The sequence below is a fragment of the Leifsonia sp. McL0607 genome (assembly GCF_049993355.1).
GTDB lineage: Bacteria > Actinomycetota > Actinomycetes > Actinomycetales > Microbacteriaceae > Leifsonia.
Map to the genome: position 1 here is coordinate 2351416 of NZ_CP188253.1, position 24502 is coordinate 2375917.

Consider the following 24502-nt stretch of genomic DNA (forward strand, 5'->3'; position numbering starts at 1 on the left):
GCCCCTATCCTGGTTGCCATGCCCGCCCCCTCCCAGCCCCTGGTGTCCGTCGTGATGGGCTCCGACTCGGACTGGTCGGTGATGCAGGAGGCGTCACGACTGCTCGACGAGTTCGGGGTCGCCCACGAGGTGGAGGTCGTCTCCGCGCATCGCACGCCCGAGAAGATGATCGCCTTCGGCAAGGAGGCCGCCGGACGCGGCATCCGCGTCATCATCGCCGGTGCAGGCGGCGCCGCCCACCTGCCGGGGATGCTCGCCTCCGTCACGACGCTCCCGGTCGTCGGCGTGCCGGTGCCGCTGGCGCGGCTGGACGGCCTCGACTCGCTGCTGTCGATCGTACAGATGCCCGCAGGCGTCCCGGTCGCGACGGTGTCGATCGGCGGCGCTCGCAACGCCGGGCTGCTCTCTGTCAAGATCCTCGCGACCTCCGACCCCGCCCTCTCGACGTCGCTGGCCCGCTTCGCCGCCGACCTCGAGGCGAGCGTCGAGGAGAAGAACCGGGCGCTGAAGTCGAAGCTATGAGCTCGGCGACCGTGCTGCGTCACCCCGACGTGTCGTCGCCGGGCGAGATGACCGCGCGCGGCTGGTGGCTCGTCGGCCTCAACGTGGTCTTTCCCGGAACCCCGCAGCTGGTCGCGGGTAACCGGGTGCTCGGCCGTGTCGGGATCCTCGCCACTCTGCTGCTCTGGGCGCTCGCCCTGGTCGCCGTGGTGCTGATGGTCGTAGCGCCGTCGACGCTGTACACCTTCGCGACCCAGGCCGGCAGCCTCACCGTCCTGCAGCTCCTCCTCATCGGGTATGCGGTGCTGTGGGTGGTGCTGACGCTGGACACGCTCCGGCTCGTGCGCCTGGTCAAGACGCGGTCGAAGGCGCGCGGCTGGATCGCGGCGTTCTCGGTGATCGTGCTCGTCGGCCTGGCGGGCACCGCCGCCTACGGATCGTCGGTGGCCGGCTCTGCGCGTGGAGCCTTGAGCGATATCTTCGCTGCCGGACCCTCCGTTCCCCCGGTGGACGGCCGGTACAACATCATGCTGCTCGGCGGCGATGCCGGTCCGGACAGAGAGGGCCTGCGGCCGGACAGCATGTCGATCGTGAGTATCGACGCCGCGACCGGCAAGGCGGTCACGATCGGGCTTCCTCGCGACCTGAACCCGGTGCCGTTCTCGGCGAAGTCGCCGATGCGCGCCGTCTATCCCGACGGTTACGGCTACCACGACAAGTGCGATGTCGATGTCTGCCAGCTCAACTCCATCTACACGGAGGTCGAGCTCTACAAGTCCGATCTGTATCCGAACGCCAAGAAGCGGCAGAGCGAACCGGGCATCGAGGCGATGCGCGAGGCTCTGGAAGGCGCGACCGGGCTGACCATCCAGTACTACGTCCTGATCGACATGCAGGGCTTCGCCGACCTCATCGACGCTCTCGGCGGCGTGGACATCACCGTCAGCGAGAAGGTGCCGATCGGCGGCGACGAGAACCTCAACGGCGTCGCGGAGTGGATCCAGCCCGGCAAGCACCACATGGACGGCTACCACGCGCAGTGGTACGCCCGCGCCCGGCACGGCACCAGCGATTACGACCGCATGGCTCGTCAACGCCAGCTGCAGGACGCCATCCTCAAGCAGTTCAACCCGCTCAACGTGGTCACCAAGTTCCAGGACATCGCGAAGGCGGGTACCCAGGTCATGAAGACCGACATCCCGCAGTCGATGCTCGGTTACTTCGTCGATCTGGGCATGAAGACACGCACGCAGTCGGTCACCAAGCTGGAGCTGGTGCCGCCCGCGATCGACCCGACCGACCCGGACTATACGACGATCCGCCAGCTGGTCCACGACGCCCTGGCTCCCGCCACACCCCGGCCGACGGGACCCTGATGGCGACCTCCGAAAAGGGGGACCCGCACAGAGGATTCTCGCGGCTTCGTACCGTTTAGAATTGTCGCTGGTCCGCGACCGGGAGCAGGAAGGGAGTCGATGACCGCCCCTTCTTCGAACCGTGCGCGTCGACTGCGCCCGGAAATCCAGGCATTGCGCGCCATCGCAGTCGGCCTGGTCGTGATCTTCCACTTCTTCCCGACTGGCGTGCCCGGCGGTTTCGTGGGCGTCGACGTCTTCTTCGTCATCAGCGGCTTCCTCATCACAGGCAACCTGCTGAGGGAGGCTGGCCGCACCGCGCGGATCCGATACGGGCGGTTCCTCCTGCGACGGGTCAAGCGGCTCCTTCCCGCTTCCCTCCTCGTGACCGTCTCTGTCGCCGTGGCCGTCGCGGCCTGGGTGCCGCGTCAGCTGTGGGACCAGTTCTACAGCGAGATCGTCGCCGCGACCCTGTACGTGCAGAACTGGCTGCTCGCAACGAACTCGGTCGACTACTTGGCCGCGGACAACCAGGCCTCGCCCGTGCAGCACTTCTGGACGCTCTCGGTCGAGGAGCAGTTCTACCTCGTCATGCCGCTGCTGCTGATCCTCACGTTGGTCGTGTTCCGCACGCGCTGGCGCACTGCAGTCGGCTGGTGCCTGACGGCCATCTTCGCCGCATCGCTCTGGTACTCCGTCGTGCTCACCGCCAGCGACCACTCCGTCGCCTATTTCTCCACCGGCACGCGGGCGTGGGAGTTCGCGGCCGGCGGCCTCCTGGCCTACCTCGGCTGGCGCGCACCGGTCGGCGTGCGCACCGGCGTCTCGCTCGTCGGCATGATCGTGATCGGCGCGTGCGGCTTCCTGATGAGCGGCGAGCTGCCGTTCCCCGGCGCGTTGGCGGCATTCCCGGTGGTCGGCACGCTTCTCGTGCTATGGGCCGGCATGCCATCCACGTTCCTCGGCGCGCTCTACCGGCTGAAGCCGGTGCAATGGATCGGTGGAATCTCCTACTCCCTGTACCTGTGGCACTGGCCGATCATCGTGCTGTTCCCGTTCGTGTTCGGCCACCAGCCGGTGCTCGCGCAGACGCTCGTGCTCATCGGGCTGTCCGTGCTGCTCGCCGCCGCCTCCAAGTACCTCGTCGAAGACCCGTTCCTCGGGATCGAACATCGATATCAGCACGCCATCACGCTCGGAACGGCGTGGGTCGGCATCGTCGCCGCGCTCGTCATCGCCACCGGTTTCACGGCGACGGCACGGGCGCAGGCGCGCGCGGCCGCGGCGACAGCTCTGGCCGCCGCGAGCGCGCACGCCGACTGCTTCGGCGCGATGGCGATGCGACCGGACGCGCACTGCCCGCCCGACAAGGCTCCTCCGGTCGACCCCGTGTTCGCCAAGAACGACGCTCACGGCGTCGAGAGCGGAGACTGTGCAGGGGGAACGCAGCTCGAGCACATCTCCGATGGCGTGACCTGCCTCTACGGCGACCCGAACGGGACCCGATCGATGGTCATCGTGGGCGACTCCCACGCCCGGCAATGGGTCGCCCCGCTCGACCAACTCGCGAAGTCCGAGCACATGAGGCTCGTCACCTACGTTCATCCGTCGTGTCCGATGGCACTGTCCGCGGTGCTGTCGAAAGGGGATGAGAACGTCGAGTGCACGGACTGGGTGAAGGGATCGCTCCCCAGCATCGCCGCGCTCAAGCCCGCGGTGGTGGTGGACGCCGCTCTGGTTCCCACCGGGTACGAGGAGTCCAGGCTGACCCTGGAACCGACCGACGCCCAGGTCGCGGCACACCGCTCGGCGCTCGACGGGTTCGTCCGCGATGGCGCGAGGGTCGTCGTGATGGCCGACACGCCGTACGAGCCGCAGGACGTGCCCAATTGCGTCGCCGTGCATCCCGAACACCAGTCGGCCGTCTGCGCCGGCCCGCGGGCGACTGCGCTGGATGGCCGATCCCAGCCGCTGCTGCAGGCGGCGAAGGCAGTCAAGGGCGTGACCGTACTCGACCTGAGCGATGAGCTGTGCACCAGCACCGACTGCCCCGTGGTGATCGGCGGCGTGATCGTCTACAAGGACCGCCACCACCTCACTCAGACGTACGCCCGATCGCTCGGGCCGTTCGTCCAAGCGGCGTTGACGCGCGAGCTCATCATCTGACGCCTGCCCCCAGGTGACCCCTGAACGGGTCACAGGAACTGCCCAGGGCCAGCCGGTACCGTCGCCTGTCGATGACGGGTACTGGTGGAAACGTGGATGTGACGACAGCGACGAAGAACGGTGCTCGGCTGACGGCTCTGGATGGGCTGCGCGGCGTGGCCGCGGTCGTGGTGCTCCTCCATCACTCGCTGTACACGAACCCCGAATTCCCTGGTGCTCCCGGAGGCGGCCACGCCCCCGTCGGCTCTCCGATGTGGTGGATCAGCTACACCCCGCTCAAGCTCGCGACCGCGGGCGTCGAGTCGGTGATCGTGTTCTTCGTGCTCTCGGGGCTCGTGGTGACACTTCCCGTGGTGCGACGGCGAGGCTTCGACTGGGTGGCCTACTTCCCGCGGCGCGTCGTGCGGCTGATGGTGCCGGTCGCGGCCTCCGTGCTGCTCGCGGCGGCCTGGGTGGCCGCCATCCCGCAGGTGAGCACCCAGCCGAGCGGGACGTGGCTCAGCAGCTCCTCGACGCCGGCCTTCTCGTGGGAGTACGTCGTCAAGGCGATCGACCTCCTCGGCGGAGACGGCCAGATCAACAACCCGCTGTGGTCGCTGCGCTGGGAGTTCGCGTTCTCGCTCCTGCTCCCGGTGTTCGCGATCGCCGCTCTCGCGGTGCGCAAGTGGTGGATCGGCGGTCTGGCGCTGGCCTGCGCGCTCACCTGGCTGGGCGCGCGCGCCGGGTCGGCGGAGCTGGAGTACCTGCCGGCGTTCTTCGTCGGCGCGGTCATCGCGGTGCGCCTCGACGTCGTGCGGAACACTGCCGATCGGATCAACCGTCGCTGGTTCCGGCACCCGCTCTGGGCGCTGCTGACGGTCGGGAGCGCGCTGCTTCTGATCGCGCCGTGGCTGGTAGGGCCGGGCGTCGGGCAGATCCCCGAGCTCGACCCGGTGCTCAAAGGCCTCGTCCCGCTCTCCGCCGCCGGACTCGTGGTCGCGGCGCTCGGCTGGACGCCGCTGCGCGCGGTCTTCGAGTCGCGTCCGTTCCAGTTCCTCGGCGCGATCTCGTTCAGCCTGTACCTGGTACACGTGCCGATCACCATCTTCAGCACCTACCTGTTCGCCGGGCAGGCCTGGTACGTGCCGCTGCTCTTCGCGATCCCGCTGGCCGTGCTGGTCGCGGTCGGCTTCACGTGGCTCATCGAGAAGCGCAGCCACGGCTGGTCGAAGGCCGTGGGTGTGTGGGCGTCGGCGCGTTACCAGGCCTGGTTCGGGCCGGAGGAGGACGCCCCTGCACGCGCTGAGACTCGCGAGGGTGCCACCGCGAGCCCCTGACATTTGCCGTGAATGTCGCTTTCCACGCGCTCGGTCGCGACATTCGCCGTGAATGTCGCTTTCCACGCGCTCGGTCGCGACGCTCGCGTCGAATGTCGCGGGTCAGAGGTCGGCGTGCAGCTGCCAGACCCGCTCGGCCGAGTCGCGCCAGCTGAATGCGCGCGCCCGGTCGGAGGCGAGCACTCCCAGGCGGGCTCGGAGGTCGGCGTCGTCGAGCACACGGCCGATGGCCCCGGCCAGACGTTCGCTGTAATCGGCGTCGTCGTCGACGGAGGCCGGTCGCTCCACCACCAGGCTCGCGCCGGCGGCGACCTCCACGAGGGCGGGGTCATCGGAGTGGATGACCGGCAGGCCGAACTTGAAGGCCTCCACGATCGGCAGGCCGAAGCCCTCCGCGAGGCTGGGGTAGACGAACAGCGTCGCCCGGTCGAGCACCACGGCCAGGTCGGCGTCGTCGAGGCGGCCCAGCGCGCGCACGCGGTCCTCCGGCAGCCCGGCGGCTGCCGCGACACCGGTCGCCGTGCCGTCGCCGTAGCGGTCCGGTCCGGCGATCAGCAGCGGGATCTCCTGCGCCTCCGGCCGGGCGATAGCGCGGATGAGCGGCGCGATGCCCTTGCGCGGCATGATCGAGCCCAGAGTGAAGGCGTAGACGGGAGGCAGCTCCAGCCGGGCGGCGCGCTCGTCGGCGTCGGGCGGGAGTCGCAGCGTGGTCGCGGGCGCTCCTCCGATCACCCGGATGCGATCGCCGAAGTCGCAGACGTCGGCGAGGCGGTCGGCGACGGCGTGGGTCGGAACCACGATGGCGTCGGCGAACTTGCGAGCGCGCTTGGCCATCGACTTCGTCCAGAGCACGGAGGCCGCCCCGAGCGACTCGGGATGCGTCCAGGCCAGAGCGTCGTGGATCGTGACCGCGATCTGGTCGTCGGCGTCGGCGGAGCGATGCTTGCGCAGCGGCGCCAGGAGGCTCGGCGCGTGGATCATGCCGCGGACGCCGCCGACAGCGAGACCGGACTGCCACGCGAGGGAGAGCTCGCGCCGGGCGAGGGGGAGGCGCACGAGGTCGGCGAGCCCCGGCAGCGACGATCGGATCTCGTCCAACTGCTCGTCCGGCACGTTCGACACGAAGGCGCGCACGTCGCAGCCGACCGGGGCGGTGGCGATCAGCTGACGCGTCAGCTCCTCCGTGTACCTCCGGGAACCACCGTTCTCCGCAGCGGTGAGGTCATCGACCACCACGCTGAGTGTCGTCATCTGTCTCCAGCTCCAGGACTCCGTGCCGTGCCGCGTCTGCCAGGGCTTCCTGCCAGGACCGCATGGGCGCGAGCCCTGCCGTGGTCCAGGCCTCGTGCCCGAGGACGGAGTAAGACGGTCGCGGTGCGGGTCGCACGAACGTCGCGCTGTCGGTCGGTGTGACCCTATCAGGGTTCAATCCGGCCGCGCTGAAGACCGCCTTCGCGAACTCGAACCAGCTGGCTTGGCCGGAATTCGTGCCGTGGTAGACACCGGCGGGAGCGTCCGACTCGAGCAGCGCGACGATCCGGTCGGCGAGGTCGCCGGTCCAAGTCGGCTGGCCCAGCTGATCGGCCACGACGCTCACCGTCTCGTGCGTGGCGGCGAGCTTCACCATCGTCCGCGCGAAGTTCGCCCCGCCGGCGCCGTAGAGCCACGCCGTGCGGACCACGTAGGTGCCATCGGGGTGCGCCGCCAGCGCGAGCTCCTCGCCTGCCGCCTTGGTGCGGCCGTAGGCGTTGATCGGGTCGCGCGGGGTGTCCTCGGCGTAGGGCTGGGTCGCGTGGCCGTCGAAGACGTAGTCGGTGGAGACCGTCACGTACCGCGCGCCGGCCGCCGCGGCAGCGACGGCGAGGTTCTCAGTGCCGAGGGCGTTGATGGCGTACGCCTCGTCCTCGTGGGTCTCGGCGTCGTCGACCTTCGTGTACGCGGACGCGTTGACGACGGCGTCATGACCGGCGACGGCCGCGATCACCGCGTCCTGGTCGGTCACGTCGAGCTGGGCGCGCCCGAGAGCGGTCACCGTGTGAGCGCGGAACGCCTTCTGCAGATCTTGTCCGAGCTGGCCGTTCGCTCCCGCGATGAGGACGCGCATCAGTTGTCCAGAGCCGCGCGGGCTTTCAGGGGCTCCCACCAGTCGCGGTTGTCGCGGTACCACTGCACGACGTCGGCGAGGCCCTGCTGGAACGGGACCAGCGGCTCGTAGCCGAGTTCTTTCTGGATCTTGGCGATGTCGACCGAGTAGCGGAGGTCGTGGCCGAGGCGGTCGGCGACGCGGTCGACGTACGACCAGTCCTTGCCCGTGGCCTCCAGCAGCAGCTCGGTGAGCTCTTTGTTGGTGAGTTCGGTGCCTCCGCCGATGTTGTAGACCTCGCCGGCCCGGCCGTTCACGAGCACCATCGCGATGCCGCGGGTGTGGTCGTCGACGTGCAGCCAGTCGCGGATGTTGTTTCCCTCGCCGTAGAGCGGGACGTGCTTGTCGTCGATGAGGTTGGTGACGAAAAGCGGGATGACCTTCTCGGGGAAGTGGTAAGGGCCGTAGTTGTTCGAGCACCGGGTGATCGAGAGGTTCAGCCCGTGCGTGCGGAAGTAGCTGCGCGCCAGCAGGTCACTCCCGGCCTTGGAGGCCGAGTACGGCGAGTTGGGCTCGAGCGGGCGGTCTTCTGCCCACGAGCCCTCGGCGATCGAGCCGTAGACCTCGTCGGTGGAGATGTGCACGAATCGCTCCACCTTGTTGCGGAGGGCGGCGTCGAGGAGCTGCTGGGTGCCCAGAACGTTGGTCTCCACGAAGATCGCGGCGTCGCGCACCGAGCGGTCGACGTGCGACTCCGCGGCGAAGTGCACGACGGCGTCGATCGTGGGGAAGAGCTCGTCGAGCAGGCCGCCGTCGCGGATATCGCCCTTGACGAACGTGTAGCGCGGCGAGTCGGCGACCGGGGCGAGGTTCGCCAGGTTGCCCGAGTACGTCAGCGCGTCGAGGACGACGACCTCTGCGCCCTCCAGTCCGGGGTAGGCGTCCTGCAGGGTCCGACGGACGAAATTGGAGCCGATGAACCCGGCGCCACCGGTGACGAGTATCTTCATGCGGAAGGGCTGCTTTCTGTCGGTGAACCGCCGACGAGTCTACCGTGAGGCGTAGGGCGCGTCTCCCAACTCCGTGGCTACTGGCCGCCTACGCCAGAGAGTTGGGACGCACACCCTAGTTGGTAGACTCCCCGGGTGCAGATCCGAGAACTTTCGATCCCCGACGCCTACGAGATCACCCCGGTGCAGCACGCGGACGACCGCGGCCTGTTCTACGAGTTCTACCGGTTCGACCGGTTGGAGGAGGCCGTCGGTCACTCGCTCGACCTCAAGCAGGGCAACACCTCCGTGTCGCGCCGTGGCTCGGTCCGTGGCATCCACTTCGCCGACATCCCGCCGAGCCAGGCCAAGTACGTCATGGCTCCGCGTGGCGCCGTGCTCGACTTCGTCATCGACATCCGCGTCGGCTCCCCGACGTTCGGGCAATGGGACTCCGTGCTGCTCGACGACACCGATCGCCGCGCCATCTACGTCGCGGAGGGGCTGGGCCACTGCTTCGTCGCGCTGACCGACGACGCCACCGTGAGCTACCTCGTCACCGACGTCTACAACCCGGGACGCGAGCACGGCATCAACCCGCTCGACGCGGAGATCGCCCTCGAGTTCCCCGTGCCGGCCGACGAGCTCCTCCTGTCGCCCAAGGACACCGAGGCGCCCGGCCTGTCGGAGGCGCGGGAGACCGGCCTGCTCCCGACCTTGGACGCGGCGCGCGCCTTCTACGCCTCCCTCGACCAGAAGTAAGGACGTCACCACTCTCATGCGCGGAATCATCCTCGCCGGCGGCTCCGGCACCCGGCTGTGGCCCATCACCAAGGGCATCTCCAAGCAGCTCATGCCCATCTACGACAAGCCGATGGTCTACTACCCGTTGTCGACGCTCATGATGGCCGGGATCAACGAGATCCTCATCATCACGACGCCGGAGTACAACGACCAGTTCCGCGCCCTCTTCGGCGATGGCTCGCAGCTCGGCATCCGCATCGAGTACGCGGTGCAGCCGTCGCCCGACGGCCTGGCCCAGGCGTTCATCATCGGTGAGGAGTTCATCGGCGGCGAGTCGGTGGCCCTGGTGCTCGGCGACAACATCTTCCACGGCACGGGTCTCGGGTCGTCGCTGCGGCAGCACAACGACATCGACGGCGCGCTGATCTTCGCGTATCAGGTGAGCGACCCGACGGCGTACGGCGTCGTCGAGTTCGACGACAGCTTCACGGCGCTCTCGATCGAGGAGAAGCCGGTCAAGCCGAAGAGCAAGTACGCCGTACCCGGTCTGTACTTCTACGACAACTCCGTCGTCGAGATCGCCAAGACCATCGAGCCGAGCGCGCGCGGCGAGCTCGAGATCTCCACCGTCAACGAGCGCTACCTCCAATCGGGCAAGCTGCAGGTGCAGGTGCTCGACCGGGGCACCGCGTGGCTCGACACCGGCACGTTCGAGTCGATGATGCAGGCGTCGGAGTATGTGCGCGTCATCGAGGACCGCCAGGGTTTCAAGGTCGGCTGCATCGAGGAGATCGCCTGGCGTGCAGGCTGGATCGACGATTCCCGGCTCGGCGAGCTGGCAGCGCCCCTGGTGAAGAGCGGCTACGGCGAGTACCTGAAGCGCCTACTCGAGTCGTAGCGGGCGAGGCGCGGCGCCGTCAGTCGCCGCGCCGCGTCAGGTACGCGGCACGCAGGTCGAGCCCGAGCTTGAGCGTCCAGCGCAGCGGCGCGAGCAGCGGCCCGCTGTACTTGCGGCTGAGGTAGCGGTAGGCGCTGTCGTGGTGGGCGCGGATCATGCGGGCGGATTCGGTCGTCGTGGAGTGCGCCCCCGAGTGGACGACGCTCGCCGTCGGCAGGAACAGGCGACGCCAGCCCGCCTTGGCGAGACGATAGCCGAGGTCGACGTCTTCGAAGTACATGAAGTACCCCTCGTCGAAGCCACCGACCGCGCGGAACGCGGCCCGGCGCACCAGCACGCACGATCCGGACAGCCAGTCCACGGGCCTCGGCTGGATGGAGTCGTCACGGTGGGCCAGATAACGCCGGCTCCACGGGTTGCGAGGCCACACGGAGAAGAAGACCGCGTGCCCGATCCCGGTGCGCAGGGAGGGGAAGGATCGGGCCGACGGGTACGGCGTGCCGTCGATGTTCAGCACCCGCGGCCCGACGGCACCGACCGTCGCGTCCTCGCTCATCGCCCTGACGAGGCGCTCCAGCGAGTCGGGTGAGAGCCGCACGTCGGGGTTCGACACCAGGATGTACTCGACCTCGTCGGGCAGCGCGGTCGCTGCGGCGTTGATCGCGCCGCCATACCCTCGGTTCTCGCCGACCGCGATGACGGTCGCGTCGTGTGTCGCGGCGATCGCCCTGCTCGTCTCCAGATCGGCCGATGCGTTGTCGGCGATGAAGGTATGCGGTGCGAGCTCCCCGTGCGCGACGGAGTCGAGGAACCCGTCGAGCTCGCCGCTCGAGTTGTAGCTGACGGTGATGACGGCGACCGCACGGGAGGACAGGGGAGAAGGCATCGCATTCCAGCATAGATGCCGTCGAGACGGACCCACCCTAGAGGACGGCGGCCGCCAGCTCCTCGCCGATGCGCTGCGCAGTCGTGCGGGCGCGGATCCCGGCCATTGCGGCCTCGGCCAGCCGCCACCGCGGGCTGCCGAAGTCGGACTCCGCCTGGGCGAGCGCGTCGAGCACCTGCTCCTCCGACACGGGGGCGTCGACCAGGTACGGGTAGTCGTCGCCGAGCCAGCGTACGGCCTCCTGCTGGTCGCGCTGGATGAGGAGGGGCGTGCCGCAGTGCGCGGCTGTGAAGCCCTTGAGGAACGGCTTGTAGTGGTCGAGCTCGCGGTGCCGGCGGACGGCGTAATGGAACGAGTAGTCGCGGATGGACGCCAGCCACCCGGAGTCCTCGCGCGAGGTGTCGATCGGGACGACGTCCACGTGCTCTTCGATGCGGTCGGTCAGGACCGCGTTGACACGCTCGCCGAAGTAGCCGGCCCGGAAGGTGCTGTGCTGCACGGGCGTCGTGTCCAGCCGCGGGTCCACATGATGGTTGACCAGGGCCACCCGGGTGCCCGGGAAGCTGCGGCCGTACTCCTCGAACGCGGTCAACGAGCTCGCGATGAGCACGTCGGCGAACCGCGCCGTCGTACTGGGCGGGAGCTCGTCGACCGGGTCGAAGAGGAGGCGGTTCCCCCTCCGCAGCAGGTCGTCCAGCTGCACTGGGGTCGCGACGCGGAGCGCGCCCTTGGTGAGGAAGACCGTCGCATTGGTCGTGCGGGCCCCGAGGGGGCGGATTCTGACCGAATGTCTGCGCAGTGCGTGGCGGGCCAGGTCGGCCAGCTGGAAGCCCCTCATCACTGTGGAGCCTGCGCCTGCGAACTGTTCGGCGTAGAGGAACACCAGGCGGGGCATGAGTCAACCTTACAGTGACGCAGATGCTATCGTCTTTGGGATTGCCTACCCGAAGGAGCACCACCAATGACCGGAAGTCGTGCTGTGTACACGGCTCTCCTGGGGGGATACGAGGACTTGCTCGAACAGCCCCTCGCCGAGCAGACGGACATCCCGTTCATCTGCCTCACCGACGACCGCTCGCTGACGAGCGAGACCTGGACCATCGTCCACGTCGACCCGATGTTCCCGCTCGACCTCGTGCGCAGCCAGCGCGAGTTCAAGATCCGGGGCCACGAGGCGATCACGGACTACGCGGAGACCCTGTACATCGACAACTCCGTGCTGCTCAAGAAGACGCCGGACGAGATCCTGGACACCTGGCTGGCCGAGCACGACTACGCCGTCTCCCTGCACAGCTATCGCGACCGCGTGATCGACGAATTCGACGAGGTCGTCGCGCTGAACTACGACGACGCCGCCCGCGTGCAGGAGCAGCTGCTGCACTACTCCGACCTCTACCCGGACCTCCTGCAGGAGCACCCGTACTGGAACGGCATCATCGCTCGCCGCATCTCTCCGGAGATCCAGTCGGCGATGGAGCGCTGGTTCGACCACGTTCTGCGCTACTCGCGCCGGGACCAGCTCTCGGCTAACGTGACTCTCGGCCTCTCCGGTCTGCGTGTCAACGGCGTCGAGCACGACAACTTCGACTCCGAGACGCACTCCTGGCCGGTCGAGGTCGCCCGCAAGATCCACCTGGGCAAGAACAACCGCCGCAACGCGGGACCGCTCCTGGCCGAGGTGGCCCGGCTCAAGCGTGAGACCGCCGAGCTGTCCGCCCGGCTCGCCGATCAGGCCGGAGACCGCGAGGCACTCGAGGAGACGCGCCGCGAGCTCCACGAGACGCGCCGCGAACTCCACGAGACGCGGCTCGCCGCTGCGCGCGAACAGACGCGAATCGAGGCCGAGTGGCGCGGGCAACTGCAGGGACTGCTCACCAGCACATCGTGGAAGGCGTCCGCCCCGATCCGCTGGATCGGCGAATCCGCGCGGCGGATCCGGACGAAGGGGACCAACGATTAGGGTCATCGTCACCGGTGGCGCCGGCTTCATCGGAAGCACGCTCGTCGCCGCCCTCCTGGAGCGCGGGGACGAGGTCGTCGTCGTCGACGCGCTCACCGCCTACTACGATCCCGCGCTGAAGCGGGCGGCGCTCGCCGCTGTGGCGGCACCCGGGCTGTCGGTGGTCGAGGCCGACCTCAACACCGCCGCCCTCGCCCCCGTCCTCGACGGCGCCGACGCCGTGGTGCACCTCGCCGGCCAGCCGGGGGTTCGCAAGTCGTGGGGCGACGACTTCGTCGCGTACACCCGCGCGAACGTCGACGCGACCCAGCGGGTGCTCGAGACGATCGTGCAGACCACGCCGGGCACGCGATTCCTCTACGCATCGTCGTCGTCCGTCTACGGGCAGGCAGAGACCTACCCGACGCACGAGGACATGCTGCCGCGCCCGCTCTCCCCGTATGGCGTCACCAAGCTGGCGGGAGAGCATCTGACCGGCCTCTACGCCGAGAGCTTCGGCGTCTGGACGACGGCGTTCCGCTTCTTCACCGTGTACGGTCCCCGGCAGCGTCCGGACATGGCGTTCACGCGCTTTCTCACCGCGGCGCGCGACGGGGCGCCGATCACGGTCTACGGCACAGGGGAGCAGATCCGCGACTTCACCTACGTCGGCGACATCGTGGACGCGCTGATGGCCGGCATCGACGCACCGGCTCCGCTGCCCCGCGTCATGAACCTCTCCGGAGGCAGCAGCGTCTCGGTGAACCAGGTTCTGGAGACGATCGGGGCGGTCACCGGCGCGGAGCTGAACGTGCAGCGCCTCGATCCGGTGCGCGGCGATGTCTTCCGCACCGGCGGCGACAGCGCACGGGCGCGCGACGCCCTGGGCTGGCAGCCCAAGGTCGCGCTCGACGAGGGGCTGCGTCGGCAGTGGGAGTGGATCCGCTCGCTCTGAGCGCCTCCGACTGCCAGCTTCGCGCTTCGGCGGCTCAGCTTCGCGCTCCGGCGGCTCAGCTTCGCGCTTCCGTCGGTCAGCTTCCCAGAGCCGAGGGCACCTCGGCTCCGACGACCGCCGCGGCGGCGTCCAGCCGGACGATGCCCGACCCGATTTCGTACGGCGCGATCTCGAACGTGGAGGCCGGGGTCATCCGGTCGAGAGATGTCCCGGCGACCTCTTCGAGGCTGCCGCGGACGGAGTACTGACCGGCGCCGAGCGCGTTGCGGTCGATGAGGAAGTCGACCTCGTGGAGGCCAGGCTCGACGGGGATGGTCGTCTGCAGCATCTTGGTGTTGAGCCCGTAGACGCCGAGCCCGGTCGCGGTCTCGATGGCGATGCCGGCCGCGAGGGGCTCCTGCGGCGCGGTGAGCCGGTACCGGTAGCGGATCACGATGTCGGACGCCGGCTCGAGGAGGATGGCCTGGGCCTTGTCCTCGGGCTCGCGCGTGGTGTCGACAATGCCGTCGACGCGGGGGAGCGCGACGATGCTGTCGATGGTCGCGGACTTCGCCGAGACGGTTTCGGGGTGGGCGGCGTCGTGGTCGAGGCGCTCCTGCTCGAAGCCCTGGCGCAGCACGCGCAAGCCCTCGGTGGCGCTTCCGTCGTGGATGAGATGCCCGTGGTTGAGCACGACGACGCGGTCGCAGAGGCGGCCGACCTGCTCGGCGGAGTGGCTGACGAGGACGATGGTGCGTCCCTCGCGCTGGAACTCCTCGATCTTGTCCATGCACTTGCGCTGGAACGGCTCGTCGCCGACGGCGAGGACCTCGTCGACGAGCAGGAGGTCGGGGTCCACGTGCACGGCGACGGCGAACGCGAGCCGGACGTACATGCCCGAGCTGTAGAACTTGACCTGCGTGTCGATGAAGTCCTCGATGCCCGAGAAGTCGACGATCGCGTCGAAGTACTTGTCGGTCTGCTTGCGGGTCAGACCGAGGATGGCGGCATTGAGGTAGACGTTCTCGCGGCCGGTGAGGTCGGGGTGGAAGCCGGCCCCGAGTTCCAGGAGGGCAGCCATGCGGCCGCGCCGCGAGACGGAGCCCGTCGTCGGCTCGATGATGCCGCCGATCACCTTGAGGAGCGTGCTCTTGCCCGAGCCGTTGTGGCCGACCAGGCCGACGGTCGAGCCGGTGTCGATGTCGAGCGAGATGTCGCGGAGCGCCCAGAAGTCGTCGCGGTGCTTGCGTGACGCCGAGAAGTTGAGGAGTCGCTCCTTGAGCGACTTCTCTTTGTGCATGACGAAGCGCTTGGAGACGTCCTCGACTTTGATGAGGGGGATGTCGGTCACGGGTCAGATCTCCTGCGCGAAGTTGCCCTGGAGTCTCGCGAACGCGCGCTGCGAGAGCCAGAGGAGGACGAGGCTGACGCCGAGCATGATCACCAGGCGCAGTCCGAGCTGGTCGGGCCAGGCCTGCTGGGTGGCGCCCGTGCCCTCCAGGCCGCCCGCCCACAGCGCCTTCTGCATGCCGATGACGGCGATGGTGACGGGGTTGGCCAGGTAGAGCTGCTCGAGCCAGTTGCCGTGCAACTGCTGGTGCACGAAGGTGAACGGGTAGACGATCGGCGACGCCCAGAAGAGGACGAGGAGCGCGATCTCGACGAAGTGCTGGGTGTCGCGCAGATAGACGTTGACCGCGGAGAGCACGAGCCCGACGGCAGTGGCGAAGACCACGAGCATGACGACAGAGAGCGGGGCGAGCAGCAGGTTCGGGCCCCACGGGAAGTGCGCGATGACGACGATCGCGATGATGAGCACGACCATCTGCACGAGGAAGTTGAAGAGCGCACCGCCGACCGTGCTGAGCGGGAAGATCTCGCGTGGCAGATAGACCTTCTTGACGAGCCCGCCGTTTCCGAGGATGGAGCCGGTGGCCCCCGAGACGATTTCTGAGAAAAGTCCCCAGATCGTCAAGCCGGTGAAGACGAAGATCGCGAAGTCCGGGGTGTTGCGCGCGGCGCCGAGCACCTGACCGATCGCGAAGTAGTAGATCAGCAACTGGATCAGGGGGCGGGCGAGGCTCCAGACCAGACCGAGCGAGCTGTCCTTGTATCGGGCCTTCAGCTCGCGCTTGACCAGGAGCCCGAGGAGCTCGCGGTGCGCCCAGACGTCGGCGATCGAGCGCCCGCTCCCACGGAAGAACCCCTGCTTCTGACTGACCGTCTGGAAGGGGGTCTCTTCGATGGAGTGCGCTCGGATCTCTGCTGCACTGTTGCTCATCGGATGTGTGACCGTCTTTCGTAGAGACGCTCGGATCTCAAGGTGCGTCTGTCGTTTTAACGAACGTCATTGTAACCATTGCAATTGCGAGATCGGCGAGCCGTCGCCGATCCGGGCTCGGTACTATGCCCGGGTGCGCCTCGGGACGGGCGCGCGGGGATAGATTGGGAATTGTTGCACGTGGGTCTGATTCAGAAGTCGAAGAGCGCCGCCAAGGAGATCGCCAAGCGCGGTCTGGAGCGGGCCGGCATCGACCCGGCCAGCCTCCGCAGGAAACCGTACGAGCGTGCCGCACCGCCGCCGGCCTACCGGTATGCCAACGGCCTGAGCACCGAGCTGCCGGTCTCGGCCGCCGAGCAGTGGGCCGCCCGCAAGCACGTCCCGACCGTCGTCGCCGTCTACGGCACCCTGACCACGCAGCATGTGGCCTGGGTGCGCGAGCTGCGTCGGCGCGTGCCCGCACACTTCCTCGTTCCCGCGGAGGCGGCGCCGGTCCTGGCCGACATCGATCCGATCGTCTACACGACGTGCGGCTTCCTCCGGGCGGACGGCAGCACCCGGCTGCGTGACATCCTCCGCTGGGTGCAGCAGCACTGGCGCCAGTGCGACCTGGTGCTGGTCGACGCGGATGCGGGGCCGCCCGCGGTGCTGGACGTCCTCCGGCTGCAGCACGCAGCGTGGAAGTACGACCACGAAGACGAGGTCGGGATCGCCACGCCCGCCTACACCGTCGACGGGGTGGTGCATCCCGGGTTCGACTACGACCGCGCCACGGGGGAGTTCGCCTCCACCGGCGGCCCGCGCGTCGATCTCGGCCAGGATGCGATCCCGCGCTATGTGCTCACGGCCCTCGCCCACGGCACGGTCATCCGATCGTGGGCCGTGGACGCCGTGCTCGCGCGCAGCTCGGACGCCGAGCTCTCCGAGACGCTCGACGGCGACGTCTCGCTGTTCGTCGCCCGGGCCTGGCAGCAGAACATCCGCACGCTCGGCTACAGCCCGGTCCGGCTGACCGTTCCCGCACTCACGACGCCGGAGGTGACCGACGTGCATCGCGCGTGGCTGACGGGTCGCCGTGTGACCGACGCAGACGGACGCCGCCGGATCATCTTCGTGCTGAACGCGACCACGATCTCCGGAGGCATCCGGGTGGTCTTCGAGGAGGCGGAAGGCCTCGCCGTGCGCGGCTTCGAGGTCGAGATCTGGTCGTTGCAGGACCATCCCGAGTGGACCGACCTCGCGATCCCCGTCTTGACGTTCCGCAACTACTTCGACCTCCTGATGGCGTTGCGCGACGAGGACGCCATCAAGGTCGCGACCTGGTGGGAGACGCAGCAGGTGGTCTGGCTCGCCAGCGTCGTGACCGGAATCCCGGTCTGCTACGCGCAGGAGTTCGAGACCTGGTTCTATCCCACTCAGCGGCTTTCCCGCGCGGCCGTCGCCTCGAGCGCGCGCCGCGAGTTCCACCTGCTGACGACGGGCTCGTACCAGGCGGAGGAGTTCGCGGAGATCGGGCTCGGCTCCACGCTCATCCCCGTCGGCTACGACTCGCGGCTGTTCTTCCCGTCGGAGCGTGTCGCGAGGAGGAACGACACCCTGCTGGCGGTCGGCCGCTCGTTCTTCCAGAAGAACTTCGCGATGACCGCGGACGCCTGGAAGTCGCTCGGCGACGACCGGCCGCACCTGCAATTGTTCGGCTTCGAGCCCGACCTCCTCGTGGATGAGCGGGTGCGGTACGAGGTGCGACCGTCCCACCGCAGGGTGAACGAGCTCTACAACGAGGCGACGGCGTTCGTGCTGACCTCGCTGCACGAGGGCTTCGGGCTGCCCGCGCTGGAGGCGATGGCGGCCGGCTGCCCCGTCATCACCACCGACACGCACGGAAACCGCGACTTCTGCGAAGACGAGGTCAACTGCCTGATCGTCCCGCAGAACGATCGGAAGGCGCTCGCGGCAGCCATCCGCAGGCTGATGGGAGATCCCGACCTGCAGCGCCGGCTGAGCGAGGAGGGTCTGAAGACGGCGCAGCGGTACACCTGGACCGTGGTCACCGACGAACTCGCCGACTACTACCGCGTCATCGAGTGAGACGCCGGCGGGCCGATCGCGACGTGTCTATCTCATCGGGCGGACCACGCTGAGCACGCGGCGCTTCAGCTTCGCGCCGACGGCCCACGCCCTCGTGCGGCGGACGCGGGCACGCCAGCCGGAGGGCACCGGCGCGGCCGTCGGCAGGGTGTCCGCAGCCACCTCCGAGAGCAGTGCCGGCTCCGGCGACTCGCGGAGCGGGCCCAGGATCAGGTCGCGCAGAGGGGCGGTGGTCGCCGACCACCGCCAGTCGTCGCGGATCGCTGCGATCCGCTCACGGATCGCAGCCGCATGGTCCGGGTCGTCCGCGATCGAGCGGATCGCGTCCGCCGTCGCCTGCACGTCGCCGATCGGCGTGGTGATGCCGAGCCCGGCGCGTTCGATGTAGTCGGCGAACCAGTCGCCGCGCGAGACGACGCTCGGCAGGGTCGCCCAGAAGTGATCCAGGATGCGCGTGCGGAACGAGTAGTGCGTCTCGAGCGAGTCCTTGTGAGCGGAGATCGCCAGGTCGGCGTCCAGCAGGTAGTCGGCGCGCTCGTCAGCGGGCACCCACTCGTCGAGGAAGACGACCGACGTCCCCAGCACACCGAGCTCGGCCGCGACGGCCTGCGCGCGCTCGACGGCCGGCGGACGGCCGATCGTCGCGTTGGGGTGCACCGTCCCGTAGAAGACGAGCTTGTAGCGCGGGTCCTCCTGGGCCAACGCGGCGACTGCGCGGATCGGCGTCTCGGCGTCGAACCAGTCCCAGATGCCGCCCGCCCACAGGACGACGATGTCGTCGTCGCCGATGCCGTGCGTGCCGCGGAGCCCGTGCCGGGACTGAACAGGCTCGTGCTCTTCGCTGCCGAACGGCACGATCCCGATGATCCGATCGAGCGGGCGGGCGTCGAGCGAGCTCGGGAGCAGCCCGCCCGAGGCCATGATGTAGCCCAGCCAGTAGTCGCGCTGTCGCTCGTTGGAGGCGACGAAGTACGAACCCGCCTGGGCGCAGAACCGGAAGTACTTGAGCAGTTCGCGGTACTCGCGGTCCTTGCCCTCGGCGTTGCGGAACCCGCTGATCACCTCGGCGCCGACGGTCTCGACCGGAAGCGCGTTGTAGAGGTCGAAGATGAGGCGGACGTTGCGCTCCACGGCGATGCGCGCGACGTTCGTGTCGATGAACTGGCAGAAGACGACGTCGGAGGCCGCGACCAGCAGCTCGAGCTCCTGTCGCGAGGAGTAGGCGGTCACGGTGACGCCCGGCGCGGCGACCTCCACCGCGTCGCTGCCGGAGACGCCGAGCGCAAGCGTGACGGACATGTGCGGGGCGAGGGACCGCGCGACGGCCAGCGCACGCATCCCGGGTCCTGCCATCCGGCGCCCGACGACGTCGCCTGCCACGACGAGGAGGCGCGGCTCGCCGGCTCGGGAGGGGGCTGTCTGTACCATGGATAACCGACTCTCTCACTCAGCGCTTGGATGTCATGATTCGCACCACGATCAGCTCTGCCGCACGATCGATCGCCTCCCGGATGCCGGCCGGTGTCACGGACCGGCTCCGGCAGCCTCTGGCGAAACGCTCGTTCCAGACTAATACGCACGGCCTGCGCGTCGATCCGGCCGTCCACGCCTGGACGGCCGCCAACCGCCGCCCGGTGAGCATCGTCATCCCGAGCTACAACGACGTCCCGTTGCTCACGGAATGCCTCGCGAGCGTGGCGGCCACGGCCGCCGACTTCGACTACGAGATGATCGTCGTCGACGACTACTGCGAGCCGGAGAACAGCGACCGGCTGCGCGAGCTCGAGTCGGAGCGCGTGCGCGTGGTGTTCAAGGAGTACCGCCAGGGCTTCGCCGTATCGGTGAACGTGGGGATGGCCGAGGCGAAGCACGACATCGTCCTGCTGAACTCCGACATCGTGGCGCAGCCGGGCTGGCTCGACGCCCTGCAGTTCGCGGCGTACGAGCGGGACCCTGCGGTGGGACTGGTCAGCCCGAAGCTGGTGTACCCGGACGGCCGCATCCAGTACGGCGGGACCTACTACGCGCGGGTTCTCGCGCCGCAGTGGTTCGGTCACCTCTACGTGGGCAGCCCGGCGACCCGGCCGCTCGCCAACGTGCCCGGGTACAACCGCTCGATCTCCGGCGCCTGCGTGTACGTGCGTCGCGAGGCGTACGAGAGACTCGGGGGACTCGACGAGTCGTACTGGCTGGGATTCGAGGACGTCGACTACGGCCTGCAGGCGTGGAGCGCCGGGATCCGCTGCTGGTACGAGCCGCAGTCGCTGCTGATCCATCACGAGTCGGCCTCCCGGGGCTACAGCCAGGGTGCGCGCGAGCTCGCGTCCATGCGGCACTTCTGGGCTCGGTGGCGCGGGCTCTTCCTCGAGCGCGCGGTCGAGGAGCCGCTACGCGTCGACGTCGTGCTGAGCCCGGCGGCGCCGCTCGCCTGGCACCGCTACGTGCGCGAGCAGGTGGAGGCGCTGAGCGCGTCGGGCGTCGAGACCCGCCTGCACGAGCAGTCGGCCACCGGTACCGACGAGGAGCTCGTCGCGCGGCTCTCCGCCGACCCGTCGCTGGTCGTCTGCGCGGATTGGGGAGCGGCGGAGACCGTGTGGCTGGCGACACTGGGCGGTGGCAAGCCGGTGTACCTGCTGCCGGGCGTCGAGAGCGGCGCGTACCCAGCCGATCCCGACCTCCAGATGTCCATCGTCGCGGGCTACCGTCCGGAGTTCGACTACATCGCCCCCAACCGGTGGACCGCCGACCAGCTCCGCGCCGAGACGGCATGGGAGGTGCGGCACCGCGTCGTGCCTGCTCTGACTCTTCCTGAGCTCGACACGCAGGACGCCCCGCCCGTCCCGCTCGTCGTCACCGTGGGCCTCGACGCCGGTCAGCGCGCGCGGCTCGACACGCTCGTGTATGCACGCGACGCCCGGCTCCAGCACCTGGGGCACGATGACGTCGTGACCGATCCGGCTCGGATCGCCGCACTGCGACCGGCCGTCGTGCTCTCGTTCGAGGAGTACACGCACAGCGCCGTCCCGCTCACGCTGATGGCCCTTGGCGGCGCCTACATCGGCACCGCGAACCCGCGCACGACCTGGGAAGTCCTCGACGGCTACAACGCCCTCCTCATCGACCGGGGCTCGGACGAAGCGGTCGCCCGCGCCCTCGACGATCTGCTCGGCGACGAGACGAACCGCGAGGAGCTGGCGGCGAACGGCCGTCGCTCGGCCGAGCGCGCGGCGGCGCTCGCCTCCCGTGAACTGCTCGGGACCCTCCTCAGCATCGCGCGAGTCCCGGTCTGACCCCGGCCCGCCGGGGCCCCAACGTGTGTCTGATAGTTCCGGGGTCCGGGTGGGGGCGTGCCCGGCTCGGTTTCTCCGGAGTCTTGGCGGGCTTCGTTACGAGAATCCGGACGAACGGGCTCTCGTGCGGTGTGTCGTCTGTGACCTCCGGAGTTGCCTGCACGGCGCGCGGAGTGTCCATTACTCCGGAACCTTGTGGGGGCACGTCGGTGTTGGGACGGTTCCGGCGGAGATTCGCAGGCGTGTGGGCCGCGGCCTCCGGTATTGCTCGCAGTAGCGCGCGCCGCCGCTGGAGACAGCCCGTCTCCGAAATGTCGCCTGGACCCAGCCACTACAAGACACACCCCAGGTTCCGCGTCGCGCCGGCCGCTAGACTCTCGGGCGGCTGCGCCACGGCCTACAGTCGGGCGCGTCGTCGGATGAGAGGAACGAGACCGGATGAAGAAGCGCCGCCCGGGTGTCGTGTCGGTCGTGCTGGTGAACTTCCGCGGAGCGGACGACACCATCGAGAGCGTCGCGGGTCTCCGCGCCCTGGACTGGCCGGCGGACCGGCTGGAGATCGTGGTCGTCGAGAACGGGTCGGGCGACGGGAGTCTCGAGAAGCTGCGTGCGCTCGGCGACGACGTCGTCCTGATCGACTCGGGCGCCAATCTCGGGTTCACCGGCGGCTGCAACCTCGGCGTGGCCTCGGCGTCCGGCGAGTTCATCGCTTTCCTCAACAACGACGCCCGCCCGGACGCGAGCTGGATCCGCGCGGCGATGGACACCTTCGCGACAGGCCGTGACATCGGCGCCGTGGCCAGCAAGGTGCTCGACTGGGAGGGCGAGGAGGTCGACTTCGTCGACGGCGCCGTCACCTGGTACGGAATGGGCTACAAGCCGCACGCGGGGGAGAAGGACCGCGGCTCCTGGGATGTCGAGAAGGACGTGCTCTTCGGCACGGGCGCCGCGATGTTCATCCGGGCCGATGTCTTCGACGCTCTCGGCGGGTTCGACGACGACTACTTCATGTTCTACGACGACGTGGATCTGGGGTGGCGCCTCAACCTCCTGGGCTACCGGTTCCGATTCCAGCCGGCGTCGCTGGCGTTCCACAAGCACCACGCGTCGATGAAGGAGTTCGGGAACTTCCGCGAGGAGTACCTGCTGGAGCGCAACGCGCTCTTCACGCTCTACAAGAACCTCGGCGACGAGCTCCTCGACGACACGCTCGCTGCGGCGGTGCTGCTGGCGGTTCGCCGGTCCGTCGGGCGCGGCGGCCTCGACTCGACCGTTCTCGATCTGCGCAACCCGGGCGGCGACGATCAGCCGGCGCTCGAGGTGCCCAAGTCGACGATGGCCGGCGTCTTCGCGATCGACCGGTTCGTCGAGCTGCTGCCGCAGATGACCGACAAGCGCAACGCCATCCAGGCCTCGCGCGTGCGCAGTGACCGTGCACTGCTGTCGCTCTTCGGAAAGCTCGACGAACCGGCATATCCGATCGACTCCTACCTCGATGGCTATGCCAAGATCGTCGGCAGCATGGACGTTCTGGGGAACACCGACCGCCGGCGCGTGCTCGTCATCACCGGCGACCCGATCGGCAGGCGGATGGCCGGCCCGGCGATCCGCGCTTGGCACATCGCGGAGGCGCTCGCCGCCGAGAACGACGTTCGCTTGGTGTCGATGACCTCCGTGGAGGAGCTGGACGCGCCGTTCGAGCTCGCCACCGTCTCCCACCACCGTCCCTCGACGATGGCGCCGCACGAGAAGTGGGCCGACGTCATCGTCTTCCAGGGCAATGCCCTCGCACTGTTCCCCGCTCTGACGAAGTCGAACAAGATCCTTGTGGTCGACGTGTACGACCCGATGCACCTCGAACAGCTCGAGCAGGGCCGCGGCAAGTCGCTCGGCCAGTGGAACAACCAGATCGACGACGCCACGCGCACGCTGAACCAGCAGCTCGAGCGGGGGGACTTCTTCCTCTGCGCGAGCGACAGGCAGCGGCACTTCTGGCTCGGTCAGCTCGCCGCCCTCGGCCGGATCAACGCGTACACCTACTCGCGGGACTCCGAGCTCGACTCGCTGATCGCCATCGCGCCGTTCGGCATCTCCGGCACCGACCCTGTGCAGTCGCGGCACGCGATCCGCGGTGCGGTCCCCGGCATCGGCGCCGACGACACCGTCATCGTCTGGGGCGGCGGACTCTACAACTGGTTCGATCCGGAGACCCTCATCCGTGCGGTCGCGCAGCTCAGCGAGCGCCACCCCGATCTCCGGCTGTTCTTCCTGGGCGTAAAGCACCCCAACCCGGACGTCCCCGAGATGGAGGCCGTCGGCCGGTCCCGCGCCCTGGCCGCCGAGCTCGGGCTGCTCGGCCGAGCCGTTTTCTTCAACGAGAGCTGGGTCCCGTACGAGGAGCGCCAGGACTACCTGCTCGACGCCGACCTGGGCGTGTCCACCCACTTCCAGCATGTCGAGACGACGTTCTCGTTCCGAACCCGGATCCTGGACTACCTGTGGGCCGGCCTGCCGATAGTGACCACCGAGGGCGACTCGTTCGGCGACCTCGTCGCCGCCGAGGGGCTCGGCGCCTCCGTCCCGGAGCGGGACGTCGACGCACTCGCGGATGCGCTCGAGCGCGTGCTCTTCGACGGGGAGTCGCGCGAGAGCGCCAGGGCGAACGTCGCGCGCGTGCGGGAGGGGTACCGCTGGAGCCGCACCCTGGCACCGCTCGTCGAGTTCTGCAGGAACCCGGTGGTCGCGGCGGACCGCGAGCCGTCGAAGACGTCGGGCTCCACCGTGCGGAAGGTCACGATCACGCCGCGCACCGGTCTGCGCCGCGATTTCGATCGCGCCGTGTACTACTTGCGCGAGGGGGGCGTGTCCGCCGTGGTGGAGCGCTTCCGCGCGCGAGCGGCGCGACGCAAGCAGGCCGGACAACCCTGAGTGGTGTCACCTGAAGCGGGGGTGACCTTTCCGGCGCAGGGCCCCGCGCAAAACACATGTATTCCCTGATGGGGCAATATGGTGGGAGAAACGTTCCATCCTGC

Annotated in this window: 19 protein-coding genes; 11 read left to right on the plus strand and 8 right to left on the minus strand. The window is 68.8% G+C overall.

The features are described from left to right. Positions 1–18 precede the first annotated feature (18 nt). From purE to ACPPVW_RS11355, 4 genes are all read left to right on the plus strand, one after another. A complete protein-coding gene (purE, locus tag ACPPVW_RS11340; RefSeq protein ID WP_426623227.1) occupies positions 19–522 on the plus strand; it encodes a 5-(carboxyamino)imidazole ribonucleotide mutase in 504 nt (167 codons plus the stop codon). Beyond that, the gene (locus ACPPVW_RS11345) at positions 519–1877 is read left to right on the plus strand and encodes an LCP family protein (protein ID WP_426623228.1); all 1359 of its coding nucleotides are present in this window, start codon (positions 519–521) and stop codon (positions 1875–1877) included. Before purE ends, ACPPVW_RS11345 begins: the two co-directional genes overlap by 4 nt. 99 nt (positions 1878–1976) lie before the next feature. After that, a complete protein-coding gene (locus tag ACPPVW_RS11350; RefSeq protein WP_426623229.1) occupies positions 1977–4022 on the plus strand; it encodes an acyltransferase family protein in 2046 nt (681 codons plus the stop codon). 71 nt (positions 4023–4093) lie between these two features. Further along, positions 4094–5338, plus strand: coding sequence for an acyltransferase family protein (locus ACPPVW_RS11355; RefSeq protein WP_426623230.1), 1245 nt, complete (start codon positions 4094–4096; stop codon positions 5336–5338). Between the two features lie 102 nt (positions 5339–5440). Here ACPPVW_RS11355 and ACPPVW_RS11360 read toward each other — a convergent pair whose 3' ends face one another. The 3 genes from ACPPVW_RS11360 to rfbB are packed head-to-tail and all read right to left on the minus strand — an operon-like array spanning position 5441 to position 8431. Beyond that, positions 5441–6589 carry a glycosyltransferase family 4 protein gene (locus ACPPVW_RS11360; RefSeq protein ID WP_426623231.1) on the minus strand — a complete coding sequence of 383 codons (1149 nt, stop codon included), beginning with the start codon at positions 6587–6589 and terminating at the stop codon, positions 5441–5443. Further along, complete coding sequence (gene rfbD / locus ACPPVW_RS11365; RefSeq protein WP_426623232.1) at positions 6561–7442, minus strand: dTDP-4-dehydrorhamnose reductase; 882 nt, start codon at positions 7440–7442, stop codon at positions 6561–6563. The genes ACPPVW_RS11360 and rfbD overlap by 29 nt, the downstream gene beginning before the upstream one ends. Further along, positions 7442–8431 carry a dTDP-glucose 4,6-dehydratase gene (gene rfbB / locus ACPPVW_RS11370; RefSeq protein ID WP_426623233.1) on the minus strand — a complete coding sequence of 330 codons (990 nt, stop codon included), beginning with the start codon at positions 8429–8431 and terminating at the stop codon, positions 7442–7444. The genes rfbD and rfbB overlap by 1 nt, the downstream gene beginning before the upstream one ends. A 135-nt stretch (positions 8432–8566) precedes the next feature. Here rfbB and ACPPVW_RS11375 point away from each other — a divergent pair, with 135 nt between their 5' ends. Beyond that, positions 8567–9172 carry a dTDP-4-dehydrorhamnose 3,5-epimerase family protein gene (locus tag ACPPVW_RS11375; RefSeq protein ID WP_426623234.1) on the plus strand — a complete coding sequence of 202 codons (606 nt, stop codon included), beginning with the start codon at positions 8567–8569 and terminating at the stop codon, positions 9170–9172. Between the two features lie 16 nt (positions 9173–9188). Then, a complete protein-coding gene (gene rfbA, locus ACPPVW_RS11380) occupies positions 9189–10052 on the plus strand; it encodes a glucose-1-phosphate thymidylyltransferase RfbA (protein ID WP_426623235.1) in 864 nt (287 codons plus the stop codon). A gap of 19 nt (positions 10053–10071) precedes the next feature. Here the strand turns inward: rfbA and ACPPVW_RS11385 are convergent, their stop codons facing one another. After that, positions 10072–10938 carry a glycosyltransferase family 2 protein gene (locus tag ACPPVW_RS11385; protein ID WP_426623236.1) on the minus strand — a complete coding sequence of 289 codons (867 nt, stop codon included), beginning with the start codon at positions 10936–10938 and terminating at the stop codon, positions 10072–10074. A 37-nt stretch (positions 10939–10975) separates the two neighbouring features. Next, complete coding sequence (locus ACPPVW_RS11390; RefSeq protein WP_426623237.1) at positions 10976–11833, minus strand: hypothetical protein; 858 nt, start codon at positions 11831–11833, stop codon at positions 10976–10978. Between the two features lie 66 nt (positions 11834–11899). Between ACPPVW_RS11390 and ACPPVW_RS11395 the strand changes: the two genes are divergently transcribed. Beyond that, on the plus strand, positions 11900–12898 hold the full coding sequence (locus ACPPVW_RS11395; RefSeq protein ID WP_426623238.1) for a glycosyltransferase domain-containing protein: 999 nt from the start codon (positions 11900–11902) through the stop codon (positions 12896–12898). A gap of 4 nt (positions 12899–12902) precedes the next feature. Further along, positions 12903–13832: an NAD-dependent epimerase/dehydratase family protein gene (locus ACPPVW_RS11400; protein ID WP_426626289.1), complete on the plus strand. Its 930-nt coding sequence runs from the start codon at positions 12903–12905 to the stop codon at positions 13830–13832. Between the two features lie 76 nt (positions 13833–13908). On the opposite strand, the gene ACPPVW_RS11405 is transcribed toward ACPPVW_RS11400, so the two are convergent. Together ACPPVW_RS11405 and ACPPVW_RS11410 are read right to left on the minus strand one after the other, a co-directional pair. Further along, positions 13909–15111, minus strand: coding sequence for an ABC transporter ATP-binding protein (locus tag ACPPVW_RS11405; RefSeq protein ID WP_426626290.1), 1203 nt, complete (start codon positions 15109–15111; stop codon positions 13909–13911). Between the two features lie 54 nt (positions 15112–15165). Next, a complete protein-coding gene (locus ACPPVW_RS11410) occupies positions 15166–16092 on the minus strand; it encodes an ABC transporter permease (protein ID WP_426623239.1) in 927 nt (308 codons plus the stop codon). A gap of 180 nt (positions 16093–16272) precedes the next feature. On the opposite strand from ACPPVW_RS11410, the gene ACPPVW_RS11415 reads away from it, so the two are divergent. Next, positions 16273–18180: a glycosyltransferase gene (locus tag ACPPVW_RS11415; protein ID WP_426623240.1), complete on the plus strand. Its 1908-nt coding sequence runs from the start codon at positions 16273–16275 to the stop codon at positions 18178–18180. Positions 18181–18207: 27 nt separating this feature from the next. Here ACPPVW_RS11415 and ACPPVW_RS11420 read toward each other — a convergent pair whose 3' ends face one another. Beyond that, positions 18208–19608, minus strand: coding sequence for a glycosyltransferase (locus ACPPVW_RS11420; RefSeq protein ID WP_426623241.1), 1401 nt, complete (start codon positions 19606–19608; stop codon positions 18208–18210). Positions 19609–19643: 35 nt separating this feature from the next. On the opposite strand from ACPPVW_RS11420, the gene ACPPVW_RS11425 reads away from it, so the two are divergent. Next, positions 19644–21470, plus strand: a complete 1827-nt coding sequence (locus tag ACPPVW_RS11425; protein ID WP_426623242.1) for a glycosyltransferase — start codon at positions 19644–19646, stop codon at positions 21468–21470. Between the two features lie 438 nt (positions 21471–21908). Beyond that, positions 21909–24398, plus strand: coding sequence for a glycosyltransferase (locus ACPPVW_RS11430; RefSeq protein ID WP_426623243.1), 2490 nt, complete (start codon positions 21909–21911; stop codon positions 24396–24398). Positions 24399–24502 lie beyond the last annotated feature (104 nt).